Genomic DNA, 13778 nt, shown 5'->3' on the forward strand with positions numbered 1-13778 from the left:
TAAGTTGCACTTCCTTTTCTTATTTATCGTGTAAAGTGAAATTTTCTATTGACTTTTATATAAAACAGTATAAATTTCTTTACAATTTAATTTTTTGTAAAGAATTTATGCTAGGCTATGAAAAAGAACAGAGAAGTTTAACAAGCGACCAAAAAGCAGCCACGGGAATTTTCTCTACAGCTACTTTGCTTGAGTATTTTGATTTAATGTTGTACGTCCATTTAGCAGTATAAATGAATTGTTCTTTCCTAAATATGATGCGAGTGCAGCTGCTCTTCTCTCTGCCTTTACCTTTTGTTCTACCTTTATATTTAGACCACTAGGAGCATATGTTTTTGGTCGAATAGGTGATATAAATTAGGGCGAAAATCTACTATTATTATCTACCTTAATGGCTTTATCCTGTATAATTATGGCAAATGCTCCTACTTATGAGCAAGTAGGTTATTTTGCTGCTGTATTAATCACAATTTGCCGTGCAATTCAAGGTATAGCTTCTGTAGGTGAAATAGTAGTAGCAGAACTTTATTTAACTGAAATTACAAAACCACCTATACAATATCCCGTAGTTTCTTTTATCTCCGTAGCATCAGTAATTGGGACAACTGTAGCTTTAGCTATAGTATCTTTAGTTACTACTCAAGGATTTAATTGGCGTCTTGCCGTTTGGATAGATGCAATTATTGCAGTTGTGAGAGGTTACGCTAAAGCTCATCTTAGAGAAACGCCTGATTTTGTAGATGCAAGTGCTAGACTTTTACGAAAATATGAAAAAGCAAATATCAACAAAAAAGAATTAAAAAACGATGAGATTTTTTACCAAAAACCTAATAAGAAGACAACTATATATTTTTTCATAATGGTTGTGCTTGGCCCATATTTTCTACTATACTTATATTACTTGTGGTGAAGTTTTAAAGAATGCATTTGGATATAGTGCAGCTCAGGTTATTCATCATAATTTTATTATTTCAATGTTCCACCTAGCTAGTATGTCTTTAATATGTTTTCTAAGTTATAAAATATATCCTTTAAAAATTCTTAGAGTAAAATTAGCTTTACTCTTATATTTATTCTATTTGCACCATACCTTTTAAAAAGTACAACTCCACCTTTCCAGCTTCTTTTAATTCAAATAGGTTTGATAATATGTTCATTTGATACTGTTCCTGCTGTTTCAATCTTTTTTAGGCTCCGGTTTTTCAACGCTTTACAGTAGTATGATATATGCTGTTTCTAGAGCCTTAATGTGTATAATTACTTCGTTTGGAATTATATATTTAACAAAATATTGGGGTCAATATGGTTTGTTTGTTGTGATGATTCCATTACTTATAATTTGTATGTTTGGTCTAAATCATTTTCAGAAGTTGGAAAAAGAAACAGGTTATTCATAGTGAATAATGATATTTATTTTTGTTGAGAAAATTTATCTTTGTATAAAAACCTATAGCAAATTTCATTAAACTTTTCTTCAATTTCATAACACTCTAAATGTATAGCAACAACTAGAAACTTCTTAAATGTTTCCACAATGATCTGCTTCGCTTTTTCAGGTGATTTAGCTGCTAATGTTTGTACATTATGAATACGAAAATAATTTTATAAGTGCGGTATCCTATCTTTTTTGCTTAATTAATAGGTTTAAGCTTTCCTCGACACTGATTTGTCCGTGAGGTTTAATTCTAGTTAAACCTTCTACATGTTTTGCTATTTCTTTACCAAAAATTTCGATGATCAGCTTTTCAGTAAGTTCTGTATCCTCAATAGTATAGTGGAAGTAGAGCAGCATTTATCATATTAGAAGTAAAAAGCTTAGGCGCTTCGTCTGCTACAAACTTTGCAAGCATAATCGCTACTTCGATCGGGTGCGAATAATACGGATCACCTGACTGACGCATTTGTGAACCATGATATTTACGAGCGTAGTAGATACCTGTTTTAACTTCCTCTATATCAACAGGATTTTTTACTTTAGTGTTTAAATATTCGAGTTTATCAACTAGCTTTTTAGCGTAAACACAAATTTCAAACTTTTCTTTCCAAGATTTTATATCTTCCATAAAAGTTATTTTATTTATATTAATAATAGTTGATTACAATTAAAACAAAAGTGTAAAAATTGTAATAACAAATAATTTTTTAACTTTAAATAGATTGATAGTTTTTGGTTACATTGTATTTAAACAATTTCATTTTGTGTTATTATTTATTTTTGCTTCTTGTTCTTGCTGTAATTTATACCCTGCTGCTTTTTCTTCTATATAGTTAAAAAAGAAATAACAGAAAGTTAAAAAACTAGTGAGAATAATAGCAAATGTTATTAATATTAACTTAAGCTCTTTCCTTGCATTGTGAGCTTTTAAACGCTTTTCCTCCTCTTCATCTATTATTCACTCAAAGGTTAAAGTTTCTTCTTCTTTATTTTCCATATTTTAACTCTTATAAATTAAATTATATTATGAATGACAGAGTTTAATTATCATTTTTAAGAAAAGTAATCTATAAAGTAATTAAAATAAGTCAATGACTATAATTATTTAGAGTTGAAAAGATTATCATTACGCGGGAATGACATCGGAAGGCTAAATTACAGCATAAAACAACTGCTTTTAATCTTAATTTTTATATTCCAGGATAAACTATAGTATGCTAAGATATTACTTTTAAAAATAAGTGATTATCAGTGTCAAAATTTTCTTTTAATATTCATCATCAGCATAAAAAAGCTAGAAGTGGTATTATCGTAACCGCACACGGTGAGATGCGTACACCCGCTTTTATGCCAGTTGGAACTAGAGGAACGGTTAAGGCAATGCTACCTGAATCGGTAGCAGAAACGGGGGCGGATATATTGCTTGGCAATACTTACCACTTAATGCTTCAGCCGACTGCCGAACGTATAGTACAGCTTGGTGGCTTACATAAATTCATGAATTGGGATAAGCCGATATTAACCGATTCTGGCGGTTTTCAGGTAATGTCGCTATCGAAGTTATGCAAGATAACCGAAGAGGGAGTAAGTTTCAGCTCTCATATTAACGGCGATAAATATATGTTAACTCCTGAGCGTTCTACCGAAATACAATATCTGCTCGGTAGCACAATCACTATGGCTTTTGATGAATGTACGCCTTACCCTGCAACCTTTGAAGAAGCTAAAACTTCTATGCAGCTTACGACTAGATGGGCGAATAGATCACGTAATGCTTTTGTTAAGCGGGAAGGCTATGCACAATTCGGTATTATTCAAGGTAGCGTTTACGAAGAATTACGTGAGCAATCGGCTAAGGATCTAGTAGAACTTGATTTTGAGGGTTATGCTATAGGTGGACTTGCAGTAGGTGAGGGGCAGGAGCTTATGTTTAAAGTACTTGATTATGCTCCTGAGTTTCTGCCGCAAAATAAGCCGCGTTATTTAATGGGAGTCGGTAAGCCTGTTGATATTATAGGTGCGGTTAGCAGGGGTATAGATATGTTTGACTGCGTAATCCCGACACGTTCAGGTCGCAACGGTCAGGCTTTTACGAAATACGGTACGGTAAATATCCGCAATAGCAAATATGCCGATGATAACAAGCCGCTAGAACATGATTGCCTATGTCCTGCTTGTAGAAACTATAGTAAAGCTTATCTACATCATTTAGTTAGAATCGGTGAAATACTTGGCTCTATGCTAATGACATGGCATAATTTAACATATTTCCAAAATCTCATGAGCCGTATTAGAGCATATATTAAACTAGGTAAAGATTTTGATTTTGATTCTTAAAGTGACTAGTTATAAAACATGCCTTATTACATGTAAACGTACTTAAGTGTGTTATGTTATGAAAAAAGTTTGTGCAGATCACACTTCAGTGATTGTAACTAGATAAAAACAAAGACCGGTGGTTATTATGTCGCTTGAAGATCATAATGCTATGGAGGAAACTATACTTGTTAAAAAGTCCTAAAAATGCTGAAAGACTAAAACGAGCAATTAGCGATTTTGAAGAAAATAAAAATTTTAGGAATTGGATTTGATTGTAAATTAAAATAAAAGTATGAACTACTAATGCAAAATATTGATTTAATATCTGAAGAGGAAGCACAAAAATTACTAGAAGAACTCGCTGATAAAATTGCAGCGTATAACCATGCTTATTATATAGAAGATAATCCTTTAGTTTCTGATAGCGAGTATGATCAGCTATTTAATACCAATCTCAAGTTAGAACAAAAATTTCCTCATTTAATTTTAGAAAATAGTCCTAGCAAAAAAGTAGGGGCTAAAATAGCAAATAAATTTGCTAAAGTTACGCATCAAGTGCCCATGCTATCTCTCAGTAATGCTTTTGATGAGCAAGATGTGAGAGATTTTGTAGACCGTATAAAAATTTTCTTACGCCTTAATGAGTTTGCTCCTATCTTTTGTGAACCTAAAATAGACGGTTTGTCTTTTTCTGCTGTTTATAAACACGGGGTGCTTACAACGGGAGCTACAAGAGGTGATGGATATGTCGGTGAAGATATAACAGCAAATATTAAAACAATCAAAAATTTTCCTCATAAAATAGATAATGTTCCGGAGTTTTTAGAAGTACGAGGGGAAATTTATATTGAAAAACAAGATTTTTTAAATCTAAATAAAGAACAAGAAGAGCAGGGCAAGGATAAATTTGCCAATCCTCGTAATGCTGCTGCCGGATCACTTCGTCAGCTTGATTCTTCTATTACGGCTAAAAGACCGCTCAAATATTTTGTATATTCAGGAGGGGTAACTGAACAGAATCTCGCTTCTTCACAAGATCAATTACTTACAAAATTAAAAGAATGCGGCTTTAACATTAATGAAATATCTAAACTTGCGAGTTCTGAAGAAGAAATTTTCGCCTTTTACGAATATCTCAAAACAAATAGAGAAAATTTACCTTATGAAATTGATGGAGTAGTATATAAGCTAAATGATTTTGCACTGCAAAATAGAATGGGCTTTATTGCACGAAGTCCACGCTTTGCTACCGCTCATAAATTTCCTGCAATAATAGGACAAACAAAGTTACTTTCTATTACTGTACAGGTCGGTAGAACTGGTACGTTAACACCGGTAGCCGAACTTGAACCCATAGAAATAGGCGGGGTAACTGTTAGCAGAGCAACATTACATAATTTCCAAGAAATTGCACGAAAAGATTTGCGGATTAAGGATTATGTATTCCTGCAACGTGCTGGTGACGTTATTCCTAAAATCATGGGAGTTGATTTTGATAAACGTCCTAATGATACAGAAACGTTTGATACTCCTTTATTTTGTCTGTCATGCAATTCTAAATTGCATTATACGCCTGAAGATATTATTATACGCTGTGATAATGGCCTTAACTGCCCTGCTCAGAATTATGAGCGTATCCGTCACTTTGTATCGAAAAATGCTATGGATATTGAGGGGCTTGGGCGTAAGCAAGTTGAGTTTTTAATAGATAAGGGATTGATTAGTAATCCTTTAGATATTTTCTTTTTAAAAGAAAAAAATGACTCTAGCTTAGCAAAACTTGAAAATATGGATGGATGGGGTAAAAAATCAGTAGAAAATCTTTTTAAAAATATAGAAAAATCAAAAAACGTTAGTTTGCCAAGATTTATATATGCATTAGGCATAAGGCATATCGGTGAACAAAATGCTAAATTACTTGCTAGAGAATTTGGCAGCTATAATAATTTTATAGCTCAAATGGAATTGCTTAGAACAAATGAGCCTGATATTTATCAAAAACTAAACAATTTAGAAGGAATCGGTGATAAGATTTTAGTAGATATTATTGATTTTTTTGATGTTAAAGAAAATATTGAGCTTATCAAAAAACTTGGTGAAATATTAAATATTGAAGATTATAAAGAGACTAGAGAACAGAGTAGTTTAATGGACAAGATAGTCGTATTTACCGGTAGTTTACCGACGATGTCTAGAGCAGAAGCTAAAGCAACAGCTGAGAAGCTTGGGGCTAAAGTTGCAGTTGGCGTATCATCGAACACGGATTTAGTTGTAGTCGGCGTTGATGCAGGCAGTAAACTTAAAAAAGCTAAAGAGCTTAATATTAAAATTATTGATGAAGAAGAATGGCTTACGCTTATAAAAAATGTTTAAAGTAAGGCATTGCTAACTAAATGATAGTAAATAAAAAACTCGATGTCATTTCCACGAAAGCGGGAATGACATCGGAAAGCTAAACTACACTATAAAACAACTTTTTCTAGGCAATGCTAAACTTTTTGACAAAGATAGAACAGTTATTACAAAACATATTAATAAAATTCTAAAAGAAAGAAAACTAGACAATATAGTATGTGCAAATTTTGCACATACTGCCGCTGATGGTAAAACATACCAAGTAGAATACTATAATTTAGATATGATAACATCAGTAGGATATAGGGTAAATTCTAAGAGAGGGATCGCTTTCAGAAAATGGGCTACTAACTTACTTAAAGAATGTCTAATTAAAGGCTATAGTATTAATCTACACTGCTTTTACGAAAGATTGCACAGTAAAATTATACTATGATATAATATATAATTACTGTAGCTAAATTAGACGAGATGCCTAAATCTACTAATACGGGAAGCCATTAAAAATTATTTACGTGAACTAAAAGAAGATAGAGAAGATGCAGAAACTGCTTTAGCAAGAAGCAATAATAAAAGTGATAAATTACTTACTTCAGCAGAAGCAACGGAATGCTTAAAAAAGAAATATGGTTTATAAAGTATATGCTCTATGTCATTCCCGCGAAAGCGGGAATGACATAGAGCCATGCGTGCGAGTTGGTCATAGAAGTGAAATTTATGATTAATTTAAAATGAACTACAACTCAAGAAAAAAGAAAAACCTTTTGAGGTTTTAGATGCTTTTACTGGGCTAGGTCTTTACGATTTAAACTCGGAGGCGGCTTCTAAAACTCTAGAAAGCGATACGGGAATTAATAAATTACTGCAAGCTACCGATCCTATTCCTCAGCTCTTACAAACTTTTTTAAATATAATAATATAGCAGGCAAAAGTCACTACCCAGGTTCACCTTTTATAATTAAGCAATTATTAAGACCAAATGATCGCTTAATTGCATGCGAACTTCATCCAAGCAATTATTTAAGTTTAAAAAAATTATTACCAAATGATACGCATAATATAGATGCTTATAATGCTATCAAAGCTTTGCTACCATTTAAAGAGAATAGAGGATTAATTTTTCTTGATCCGCCTTTTGAAGTAAAAAATGAGTTTCAAAAATTACTTGAAGCACTTAAAAAAATTAAGCTACGAGTTCTTAATAATACTGTCTTAATTTGGTATCCTATAAAAGATTTATCTTTAGTCTGTGATGTTTACCATAATTACAAAAATATCGGATTTAAAGAAACTATGATTATTGAATATGAGCTTTTAAATAGTGATAAAAATATGGTAAAGTGTGGGTTAATGTTAATTAACCCTCCAAATATTAGAGGAGAATTAGAGAAATTAACAGAATATTTAAGTGGCACTCTTAATTTGAAATTTACATACATTTATCTTTAATGTCTTTTAAAAAATATATCTTTTTACTGTTTATAGTTTTTCTTGTTCAAGGTTGTAGCAGTATTAAAAAATCTAGTGATACTACGTTACTTGCTACTACTTCATCTCAATTAAAACAAAAATATAAAATCAGCCATGCGGATTTAGTAGTACAGTATGATTTAACAAACAAAAATAGCAAATGTATATATGCAAAAAACTTAGGTCTAATAATTAATAACCCTAAACAAAATAAGATTTTTTTACACAAATTACATAATAAAAACCTGGCAGAATTTAATAAAGCAGCCGAAATAAAAATAGCTAATATAAAGGCAGTTGTAACGAAACTACATTCAAAATATAAGTTTCTCTCTAAACCGGAAGCTAGCTATTTTGCAAAAAAACAAACTCATAGGAATAATATCTCAGAATTAACCAAGCTTGATAAAATAATTAGTACAATACCACTTATGATGCCGGAATATGAGCCGAAAATTACTAGCCATTACGGAACTAGGACAAGTCCTCATAAAAAGAAAAGAAAAAAGAAATGTTTCCATAGCGGTATTGATTTACAAGCTAAAAAAGCAGCACCGATATATGCAGCAGCAAGCGGAATTGTTATAAAAGCCGCTAGAGCACCTGATTACGGGAATTTTGTTGAGATTAAACATGGACGCAAATTTGTTACGAAATATGCTCATTTAAAAGAAATGTCAGTCAAGGAAGGAAATAAAATTAAGCGTGGTCAATTTATCGGTATACAAGGAAGCACTGGTAATGCAACGGGTGAACATTTGCATTTTGAAATTCTGTTAGATAATAAAGCAATCAATCCGTTTGACTTTATTTTTAACTACCATAAATGTTAAACTATGATCAAACTTTTATATCCTGAATTTTGGCAGAAGCGAAATATTATAGCTTATTTGCTTTTGCCTATAAGCGTGATATATCAATTTTTAGGCTATTTACGAGCTAGTTTAGCACGTCCTATTATGTTGCCTGCTAAAGTTATTTGTGTCGGTAATTGTAGCGTAGGAGGTACGGGTAAGACGCAGATAGTAATGTATCTAGCCAAATTACTAAAAGCTAGAAATGTAAGTTTTGTAATAGTAACTAAGGCTTATGGTAGTAACCTTAAAAGTGCAACTACCATACATCAAGGACATACAGCATTAGAGGTAGGAGATGAGGGGGTAATACTTGCAAAGTACGGAGCAGTTATTGCTACTAAAAATATTAAAGAGATTGTGCCGTTACTTAACGAGCTTAAACCTGATATAATAATAGTTGATGATTTCCTACAAAATCCTTATTTTCATAAAGACTTTACTATAGTCTCAGTAGATAGCCAAAGGCTTTTCGGCAACGGTTTTCTAATTCCTGCTGGTCCTTTAAGACAATATCCAAATAAAGCCCTTGATGCAGCTGATTTAATTTTTTTAGTCAGTAGCCACCAAGATAAAATACCAAATATTTTAACTCCTTATGTCAATAAGTTAATAAATGCTCAAATAGTTCCTTCAAATAATATAGATAAAACTAAAAATTATTTTGCTTTTAGCGGTATCGGTAATCCTGAGCGTTTCTTTGCGACTTTAAAAAATTACGGATTAAATATAACCGGTTACAAAATTTTTCCTGATCATTATAATTATTTACAAGCAGATTTAGAAAATTTATATTCATTAGCTAAAGAGCATAATGCTACCTTAGTTACTACAAGAAAAGATCATGTTAAGTTTAATGATTTAAATAATAATATTGTCTGTCTAGATGTAGAATTATCTATAAACCATCCTGATTTATTAAATGAAAAAATTTTTAAAAAAGCTTAGATATTTAATTGAGTATTTTATCGTTGTTATATTCCTGAAAGTAATAGGAATATTCGGTGTAGATAAAGCGGCGGATATTTGTAGTTTTATAGCAAGAAAAGTCGGTATATTATTTGCTGTTAATAAAATTGCTAGACGAAATATTAAAGTAGTATTCGGCGATATGTGTGATGTTGAAACAATCATAGATCAAACTTGGGATAATTTTGGTAGGTTTATCGGTGAATTTACATATGTTAGCAAGATGGATGAAGCCGAGTTAGAGCGTAGAATCGCAATAATCGGCATAGAAAATATTAAAAAACTTGAAGGACAACCTTTTTTATTATTTGGCGGTCACTTTGCCAATTGGGATATTAGTATTAAGATTCTTCATAAATTTTATCCAAAAGTTGCCGTAATTTATCGTAAAGCAAATAACCCGTATGTTAACAAGTTGGTTAATGCAAGTCGTGCCGGTGATAAATTAAGACTTATACCGAAAGGTCCTGAAGGTAGCAGAGCTTTAGTCAGGGCTATCAAGGAGAGTGAATCTATTGTTATGCTTGTTGATCAAAAAATGAACGATGGAATTGAAGTGCCTTTTTTAGGGCATCCTGCTATGACTGCAAGCGCCATCGCTAAAATTGCTTTGCAGTATAAATATCCAATTATACCTTGCCAAATCATTAGAACTAAAGGCAGTTATTTTAAAGTAATAGTTCACCCGCAATTAAAGTTTGAGCAAACCGGCGATAATAAAGCCGATTGCTATAATATTATGCTTAATATTAATCAAATGCTAGGAGAATGGGTTAAGCAAAATCCTGCTCAATGGTTTTGGTTTCACAATAGATGGAAGAAATGAAACGTCATTGCGAGCAGCCGTAGGCTGCGTGGCAATCTCGTCAAATATCCTGAGATTGCTTCGTCAATTGCTATACAATTTCCTCGCAATGACAAAAAAATGAGCCACGGTATGACATTTTAAGAAAGCATAGTCCGTAATTTCTCAAGTACTTCTTGAGCGTGATTTTTAGCATTTACCGACCGCCAAATATGCTTAACTATGCCTTCCTTATCAAGTAAAAACGTAGCTCTATCAATACCCATATATTTTTTACCGAACATTGATTTTTCTATCCATACCCCTAGTTGTTCGCATAAATTTGAATTTGCATCAGAGGCTAAATCAAATCCTAAACTATATTTTTCTTTAAATTTATCATGAGAGTCAAGCTTATCTTTGGATACTCCGATAATTACCGTATTAAGTTTATCGAATTCCGGTTTTAGCTTGTTAAAATCTTGTGCTTCAATAGTACATCCAGGTGTATCGTCTTTCGGATAAAAATATAATATTACGAATTTTCCTTTTAAATCCGATAGTTTAATTACGTTATCTTGACCTATGTGTAAAGATAAATCAGGAAGTTTTTTTCCTAGTTCTAATGTCATAACACCCTCAAATTTATTTGATATAATAACTATATATTCAATATGTACTTTTTAAAATTGCTTTTTATAATTATATTATTTATGATACCGGTATATAATATTTAAGTTTAATTTTTATTAACTATTTCAATAAATAGGTTTTATAAGAACTATAAGTGAAGCACTTGAAGAATTACATTTAAATCTTAAGGACTCTGCTAAAATTATTACTGTCGATTTTAATAAAAAATGTCATGAAGTAGCAGATAAATTATCCGTCAAAATTAATGATTTAGAGGAATATGCTAAGGATAGTAAAGACCATTCTTTAGAAACTATAAAAGCGCAATATAAAAATTTAACGAAAGAGTTACAGGATTATCAGAAAATTAAAGATGATAAAGTGGAAGAATATAGACAGACTCTTGTGAAAAAACTTGATGATTTAAGTAAGAAAGTTGCACAATATAATAATAAACATAAATAATTGGAGAATATAATGAAAAAATTTTTAATAACATTAGGTGCTACCGCTACTTTATTATTAACACCTAGTATTTTTGCGGATTTGCCTACCAAGGATGCAACAAAAGCAAATGAAGTGCAAACTGCAGAAGTAGCTACAAGCAGTACAAAAACAATTACCGAAAACTTACAGGAATTAAAAGACAATTTAACGAACCTAGCACAAACGGGAGCCGATAAATTTAATCAGACCTTAAGCAATACTTATGATCAGATAGCCCAAAGCGTTATAGAGATAAAAAAGAATGTGAAAGATCAGAAAGATAAAAAAGGTGAAGAACTGCAAAAATCTATAGATGCTGTAAAAGCAAAAATGGAAGCTTATAAAAAAGCAGGCAGCAAGAAGCAAGAAAAAATACGTCAGCACCTAGTGGATAAATTAGAAGAGCTAAATAAAAATATTAACGAATATAATAACGATAAAGAAAAAGCAAATTCGTAATTTTTTAATGTCATTGCGAGGAGATGCGTAGCATCGACGCGGCAATCTCATAAAGTAGGATCAACTTTTGAGATTGCTTCGTCGAAACTTATAGTTTCTTCTCGCAATGACTGCAGACAATATACCCTTAAAAACCGGTATTATTTATGACTATTACCAAAGCAAAAATTGCAGCTATGTTAAGCTCTAAATTGGGTTTTTCAAATAATTTATGCGAGGAAATAGTTCATACGGTTTTTTCTAATATTTTAGAAATAGCAAAAGAGCAAAAATTAACTTTAAAGAATTTTGGTAGCTTTGAGGTGAAACAAAAAAATCCACGTCCCGGAATAAATTTTCATACCAAAGCACCGGTAATTATAGAATCAAAAAAGCATTTACGTTTTGTCCCTTCTTCTAAATTAAAAGCTTTAATTAATGAATCTACTCGATGAACTTCGTTATAATTTGTTGGCTTGTTGTATGTCTCGGAAAATGCTTTTTATGTCATCCCCGCGAAAGCAGGAATCCAGTAAAACCTATAAAAAACTTGTTTTTTTAGGTTTATTGTGTCAATAATGTGTATCAATATTAAGGTTATTTTTGGGACTCCCGCCTACGCGGGAATGACATAAAACGAGCCATGCAACAAAATCTGTATTCGGAGTATATGACAAACAATAAGCTAACAAAAAAATATTATTCTGCTAGTGAAGTGATTAAGCATTTAAATATTGCTTTACATCAATTAAGATATCTAGAGACAAAAAAAACTGATTTATCTAATTATAAAATAAATAATAGAAAATATTATACTGCTAATGATATTGATCTACTCCAAAAATCTTTAAATAAAGATATTACATCTCTTTCTACCGCTAGAATCGATATATTACTTACCAATTTCCATAATTTGTCTCTTCAAATAAAAAAAATTCTTGCCGATTCCTCGATGACGTGCGTATAGTACTTGTCATATCACGTTTTAAAGAAAAGAAAGGACATATTATGACAATAAGACAAATGGTAAAGCCAGTAATTATAGGTATATCTGGTCCTGAATTAACCGATGCCGAAAGAGAATTATTTGAGGAGCATAATCCTTTAGGTGTAGTTTTATTCCGTCGTAATATTAGAAAGAATGATAACGGTGCGCAGGCTAAAGAAGCCCTTATTAAGCTTATTGCAGATATAAAAGAAGTATTAGGGGAAAATACTATCATCTCTATAGATCAAGAAGGCGGTAGGGTACAAAGGCTTATAGCACCGACTTTTTATGACGCTCCGGCTGCTCAAACTTTTACTGATCCCCAAGCATGTAAACAAAATTATAGTGATATTGCGAAAGAGCTGAGAGAAGTAGGCATTAATCTAGATTTTGCACCGGTAGCGGATTTGCTCCACGAAGGAGCAGACAAGATAGTCGGCGATAGAAGTTTCGGCGGGGAGCCGGAAGTAGTCGTGCCTTTATGTTTAGCTGCTATAGACGGATTACAAGAAGAGAAAGTCGGGGCTTGTATAAAACATATTCCGGGCCATGGTAGAGCTACGGTGGATAGCCATAAAAAATTACCGATTGTCGATGTTGATATAGAAGAGTTAGCAAAAACAGACTTTAAAGTATTTAAGGAGCTCGCGAAGCACGATAATATTAAACTTGCTATGACGGCACATATAATTTATAAAGCTCTTGATCCTGAGAATCCTGCCACCCTATCAAAAAAAGTGATAGACTATATTAAAAATAATATCGGCTTTAAAGGGCTTATTATTTCCGATGCAATAGATATGAAAGCTTTAAGCGGTAGTATGGGAGATATGACCAAAGAAGTGTTAGATGCAGGCGTAGATATAGTGCTTGAATGTACTGGAGAATTTAACAAAATGTCTGAAGTTCTATGTAGTGTTTCGGAAAATTCTATAGATAAATTTTCTGACTTGTTTATTGCGTAAGGCTATTATTCATTTAATGTCGTACCGCGGCTCGACCGCGGTATCTTAGGACACAGTCTGTGATGTAAGATCCCGTGGTCAT

Annotated in this window: 16 protein-coding genes and 1 pseudogene; 13 read left to right on the forward strand and 4 right to left on the reverse strand. The window is 32.2% G+C overall.

Annotated features, from left to right (window positions below; translation table 11 throughout):
• Window positions 1-107 precede the first annotated feature (107 nt).
• Window positions 108-233 carry a proline/betaine transporter gene (locus RSIB_RS09900; protein ID WP_237737637.1) on the forward strand — a complete coding sequence of 42 codons (126 nt, stop codon included), beginning with the start codon at window positions 108-110 and terminating at the stop codon, window positions 231-233.
• A gap of 158 nt (window positions 234-391) precedes the next feature.
• On the forward strand, window positions 392-910 hold the full coding sequence (locus RSIB_RS09905; RefSeq protein ID WP_244261507.1) for an MFS transporter: 519 nt from the start codon (window positions 392-394) through the stop codon (window positions 908-910).
• Between the two features lie 853 nt (window positions 911-1763).
• Here the strand turns inward: RSIB_RS09905 and RSIB_RS01560 are convergent.
• Window positions 1764-2063, reverse strand: coding sequence for a bifunctional (p)ppGpp synthetase/guanosine-3',5'-bis(diphosphate) 3'-pyrophosphohydrolase (locus tag RSIB_RS01560; protein ID WP_004997586.1), 300 nt, complete (start codon window positions 2061-2063; stop codon window positions 1764-1766).
• A 129-nt stretch (window positions 2064-2192) separates the two neighbouring features.
• On the reverse strand, window positions 2193-2393 hold the full coding sequence (locus RSIB_RS09910) for an RP671a family tick cell line-upregulated protein (RefSeq protein ID WP_233417769.1): 201 nt from the start codon (window positions 2391-2393) through the stop codon (window positions 2193-2195).
• Window positions 2394-2686: 293 nt separating this feature from the next.
• Here RSIB_RS09910 and tgt point away from each other — a divergent pair, with 293 nt between their 5' ends.
• The 3 genes from tgt to rhuM all read left to right on the forward strand — a co-directional run bounded on the left by tgt (window position 2687) and on the right by rhuM (window position 6545).
• Window positions 2687-3772, forward strand: a complete 1086-nt coding sequence (tgt, locus tag RSIB_RS01555) for a tRNA guanosine(34) transglycosylase Tgt (protein WP_004997587.1) — start codon at window positions 2687-2689, stop codon at window positions 3770-3772.
• A gap of 285 nt (window positions 3773-4057) precedes the next feature.
• Window positions 4058-6127, forward strand: a complete 2070-nt coding sequence (gene ligA, locus RSIB_RS01550; RefSeq protein WP_004997588.1) for an NAD-dependent DNA ligase LigA — start codon at window positions 4058-4060, stop codon at window positions 6125-6127.
• 193 nt (window positions 6128-6320) lie between these two features.
• On the forward strand, window positions 6321-6545 hold the full coding sequence (rhuM, locus tag RSIB_RS09420; RefSeq protein ID WP_244261523.1) for a RhuM family protein: 225 nt from the start codon (window positions 6321-6323) through the stop codon (window positions 6543-6545).
• A gap of 71 nt (window positions 6546-6616) precedes the next feature.
• On the opposite strand, the gene RSIB_RS09425 is transcribed toward rhuM, so the two are convergent.
• A complete protein-coding gene (locus RSIB_RS09425; RefSeq protein WP_032850880.1) occupies window positions 6617-6796 on the reverse strand; it encodes a hypothetical protein in 180 nt (59 codons plus the stop codon).
• A gap of 52 nt (window positions 6797-6848) precedes the next feature.
• Between RSIB_RS09425 and rlmJ the strand changes: the two are divergent.
• The 4 genes and pseudogenes from rlmJ to RSIB_RS01535 form a co-directional block, all read left to right on the forward strand.
• Window positions 6849-7558: pseudogene (gene rlmJ / locus RSIB_RS07020) on the forward strand (23S rRNA (adenine(2030)-N(6))-methyltransferase RlmJ); the annotation flags it as partial.
• Window positions 7558-8412 carry a M23 family metallopeptidase gene (locus RSIB_RS01545; RefSeq protein WP_004997590.1) on the forward strand — a complete coding sequence of 285 codons (855 nt, stop codon included), beginning with the start codon at window positions 7558-7560 and terminating at the stop codon, window positions 8410-8412. The pseudogene rlmJ and the gene RSIB_RS01545, both read left to right, overlap by 1 nt.
• A 3-nt stretch (window positions 8413-8415) precedes the next feature.
• Complete coding sequence (gene lpxK, locus RSIB_RS01540) at window positions 8416-9381, forward strand: tetraacyldisaccharide 4'-kinase (RefSeq protein ID WP_004997591.1); 966 nt, start codon at window positions 8416-8418, stop codon at window positions 9379-9381.
• Complete coding sequence (locus tag RSIB_RS01535; protein ID WP_004997599.1) at window positions 9356-10228, forward strand: lipid A biosynthesis lauroyl acyltransferase; 873 nt, start codon at window positions 9356-9358, stop codon at window positions 10226-10228. Before lpxK ends, RSIB_RS01535 begins: the two co-directional genes overlap by 26 nt.
• Before the next feature lie 119 nt (window positions 10229-10347).
• On the opposite strand, the gene bcp is transcribed toward RSIB_RS01535, so the two are convergent.
• Window positions 10348-10818, reverse strand: a complete 471-nt coding sequence (bcp, locus tag RSIB_RS01530; protein ID WP_004997602.1) for a thioredoxin-dependent thiol peroxidase — start codon at window positions 10816-10818, stop codon at window positions 10348-10350.
• A gap of 478 nt (window positions 10819-11296) precedes the next feature.
• Between bcp and RSIB_RS01525 the strand changes: the two genes are divergently transcribed.
• The 4 genes from RSIB_RS01525 to nagZ all read left to right on the forward strand — a co-directional run bounded on the left by RSIB_RS01525 (window position 11297) and on the right by nagZ (window position 13696).
• Window positions 11297-11764, forward strand: a complete 468-nt coding sequence (locus RSIB_RS01525; protein WP_004997604.1) for a hypothetical protein — start codon at window positions 11297-11299, stop codon at window positions 11762-11764.
• Between the two features lie 146 nt (window positions 11765-11910).
• On the forward strand, window positions 11911-12198 hold the full coding sequence (locus tag RSIB_RS01520) for an HU family DNA-binding protein (RefSeq protein WP_004997606.1): 288 nt from the start codon (window positions 11911-11913) through the stop codon (window positions 12196-12198).
• A gap of 215 nt (window positions 12199-12413) precedes the next feature.
• Window positions 12414-12710, forward strand: a complete 297-nt coding sequence (locus RSIB_RS01515; protein ID WP_004997609.1) for a MerR family transcriptional regulator — start codon at window positions 12414-12416, stop codon at window positions 12708-12710.
• Window positions 12711-12751: 41 nt separating this feature from the next.
• Complete coding sequence (nagZ, locus tag RSIB_RS01510; protein WP_004997610.1) at window positions 12752-13696, forward strand: beta-N-acetylhexosaminidase; 945 nt, start codon at window positions 12752-12754, stop codon at window positions 13694-13696.
• Window positions 13697-13778: the final 82 nt, after the last annotated feature.

The organism is Rickettsia sibirica 246 (assembly GCF_000166935.1).
Taxonomy (GTDB): Bacteria; Pseudomonadota; Alphaproteobacteria; order Rickettsiales; family Rickettsiaceae; genus Rickettsia; species Rickettsia rickettsii.

Excerpts from the sequence above, each read along its gene's own strand:
- RSIB_RS09900 (WP_237737637.1), top strand. The coding sequence starts at position 108 with ATGCTAGGCTATGAAAAAGAACAGAGAAGTTTAACAAGCGACCAAAAA.
- RSIB_RS09905 (WP_244261507.1), top strand. The coding sequence starts at position 392 with ATGGCTTTATCCTGTATAATTATGGCAAATGCTCCTACTTATGAGCAA.
- RSIB_RS01560 (WP_004997586.1), bottom strand. The coding sequence starts at position 2,063 with ATGGAAGATATAAAATCTTGGAAAGAAAAGTTTGAAATTTGTGTTTAC.
- ligA (WP_004997588.1), top strand. The coding sequence starts at position 4,058 with ATGCAAAATATTGATTTAATATCTGAAGAGGAAGCACAAAAATTACTA.
- RSIB_RS09425 (WP_032850880.1), bottom strand. The coding sequence starts at position 6,796 with ATGGCTCTATGTCATTCCCGCTTTCGCGGGAATGACATAGAGCATATA.
- RSIB_RS01545 (WP_004997590.1), top strand. The coding sequence starts at position 7,558 with ATGTCTTTTAAAAAATATATCTTTTTACTGTTTATAGTTTTTCTTGTT.
- lpxK (WP_004997591.1), top strand. The coding sequence starts at position 8,416 with ATGATCAAACTTTTATATCCTGAATTTTGGCAGAAGCGAAATATTATA.
- RSIB_RS01535 (WP_004997599.1), top strand. The coding sequence starts at position 9,356 with ATGAAAAAATTTTTAAAAAAGCTTAGATATTTAATTGAGTATTTTATC.
- bcp (WP_004997602.1), bottom strand. The coding sequence starts at position 10,818 with ATGACATTAGAACTAGGAAAAAAACTTCCTGATTTATCTTTACACATA.
- RSIB_RS01525 (WP_004997604.1), top strand. The coding sequence starts at position 11,297 with ATGAAAAAATTTTTAATAACATTAGGTGCTACCGCTACTTTATTATTA.
- RSIB_RS01520 (WP_004997606.1), top strand. The coding sequence starts at position 11,911 with ATGACTATTACCAAAGCAAAAATTGCAGCTATGTTAAGCTCTAAATTG.
- RSIB_RS01515 (WP_004997609.1), top strand. The coding sequence starts at position 12,414 with ATGACAAACAATAAGCTAACAAAAAAATATTATTCTGCTAGTGAAGTG.
- nagZ (WP_004997610.1), top strand. The coding sequence starts at position 12,752 with ATGACAATAAGACAAATGGTAAAGCCAGTAATTATAGGTATATCTGGT.